Source organism: Gemmatimonadota bacterium (assembly GCA_026706345.1).
Lineage (GTDB): Bacteria > JAAXHH01 > JAAXHH01 > JAAXHH01 > JAAXHH01 > JAAXHH01.
Window position 1 is genome coordinate 1 of sequence record JAPOYX010000091.1, and the last position, 2,098, is coordinate 2,098.

Annotated in this window: 2 protein-coding genes; one reads left to right on the forward strand and one right to left on the reverse strand. The window is 60.1% G+C overall.

Features of this window, described 5'->3' with window-relative positions; genetic code table 11:
- Positions 1 to 346 precede the first annotated feature (346 nt).
- Entirely contained in the window at positions 347 to 934 is a 588-nt protein-coding gene (locus OXG98_06885; protein MCY3771728.1) for a hypothetical protein, read from the forward strand.
- Positions 935 to 978: 44 nt separating this feature from the next.
- Here the strand turns inward: OXG98_06885 and OXG98_06890 are convergent.
- A partial coding sequence (locus OXG98_06890) for a Gfo/Idh/MocA family oxidoreductase (GenBank protein MCY3771729.1) occupies positions 979 to 2,098 on the reverse strand: 1,120 nt, incomplete at its 5' end.

Below are 2,098 nucleotides of genomic sequence, written 5' to 3' on the forward strand. Positions count from 1 at the left end.
CGCGTCGAAGAAACGACGCTCTTCATCGAGCAGGCCCAGACGGTTTATACACAGTCCTGACCTGCTTTTCTCACCGTCTGCCGGCCGAAGCGCGCGGTAAGACCGCCATGACTTCCTTGCAGTTGCTTGCCGTGCTTGATGTACTTTCAAGTACACCTGTGAGCGCCAGGCGGCTCGCGCCTCGTCCTGACGGCCCTCTCACCCACTTCGTCTCGCCACGCGGTGAGAAATGCAGGCCGGCTTTCCGCCAACATCGAGGCCCAAGTCGTCGGTCACTTGATCAATACCGATTCGGTGCCGCCGGCTCGATTTTCACACGGAAAGGAATCCGATAAGCTTTTTCAAGATGAGCGCCGACCTTCAACGTATCCATGTAAAGATGCTTGCCCAAGCGCCGCCCGGCTTCCGATTGGACCCATTCCTGGTGATCTTCGGCCGATGGCGGCAGGACAAGAATCATCCTGCGCAGTGGGTCGACCTGGCCGACTACGCGCACATGGCGCGAGGCCCGGGAATCCTTCTGGCCGGCCATCAGGGCAACTTCGCGATCGACCTCAACCGTCCTGGGCTCGGGGTGCTCTACGCCGGGAAGAAGGACTTCGGCGGATCGAATGACGAACGGATCGTCGAGGCATTCCGGCGCTGCCTGGATTTGGCGAAGGCCTTGGTTGCGGAACCGGCCTATCCCGCCGAACTGCAACTCAGGCCGGAAGCATGGGAGTTCTACATCAACGACCGGCTTCAGTTTCCGAATAACGACGTGACGGATGGCATGCTTCGACCCGCCATCGAAGCCGCCTTGAATAAGCTTTTTGGGGAGGGAGGTTGCGACATGATGCGGGACAATGATCCGCAACGCCGTTATGGATTCTCCATCCGAGCCGCCTCCGGCCTGACCCTCGACACCTTGCACCAGCGAGCGAAAGCTGGGTAGCGCGAAGCGACGCATCTCATAGCCATTCCGGCCGCCCCCCCCTTCTACAATTCCAGTTTCCAAGGCGGCCGGTATTCACGCCTCAGGTAAGTCCGGGCCTCCTTGTTATCCGTAGTTTCTGTCTCGGGATTCCACTCGATGCGCTGGCGGCTCCGCAGAGACACGTTTGCCAACAGGCAGGTTGCAGTGGAGCGGTGACCGTTCTCGATGTCGCTCCTGGGCGGCTTGCGGGTTTTCATGGACTCGATGAAATCGGCCCAGTGGTCGGTCGTGGTCTCGTTCTCGATCAATCTCGCCATGCGTTGGCGGCTGCCGGCAGCGATGGGCCTGGTCTCCGGGATGATCTCCCAACCGCTGCGGTCCAGGAACAACGTTCCCTCTGTGCCGTGGAAAAGAATGCCGTAGCCTTGGTCCCACATCGACTGTGCGTTTGCGCCGCGGTTTTCGTAGACGCATGCAAAACCGGGAAACTCGTACGTAGCTTGGATGGTGTCGGGCGTTTCACGATTGTCCTGGAGCGCGTACTTGCCCCCGACGGTGGTGATGACGCGCGGGCCCTTCTCTTCCATCGCCCACAGAACGATATCCAGCAAATGGACGCCCCAGTCGGTCATCATGCCGCCGGCATAGTCCCAGAACCAGCGGAAGTATGAGTAGTGATTCGGGTTATAGCCGAAGCGGTTCTTGTTGAATGCACGTTCGGGAGCGGGGCCGAGCCACATGTCCCAGTCGAGGTCATCGGGCGGGTCGGTGTCAGGCGGATTGCCGATGCCTTCGGGGAACTCGTTGCCGTAATTCCATGTCCGCACGAAGCTGATGTCGCCGAGCTTGCCGCTTCGAACAATCTCCACCGCCTTTTCGAAGTGCTTGCCGGACCGTTGCTGCGTGCCGACCTGCACGATGCGCTTGTACTTGCGGGCGGCCTTGACCATCATCCGGCCTTCATGGACGGTCACCGAGACGGGCTTCTCAACGTAGACATCCTTGCCGGCCTTGCAGGCCTCGACAGTCATATAGGCGTGCCAGTGGTCGGGCGTCATGATGCACACCGCATCGATGTCGTTGGCCGCCAGCAAGTCGCGGAAGTCTCGATATACCTTCACGCCGGGCGCCATCTTGAGAGCCAAATCGATGTTCGGCTCGTCGACTTCGCTGATGGCGACG

Coding starts and splice junctions, on each gene's coding strand:
- OXG98_06885 (MCY3771728.1), top strand. CDS start 347: ATGAGCGCCGACCTTCAACGTATCCATGTAAAGATGCTTGCCCAAGCG.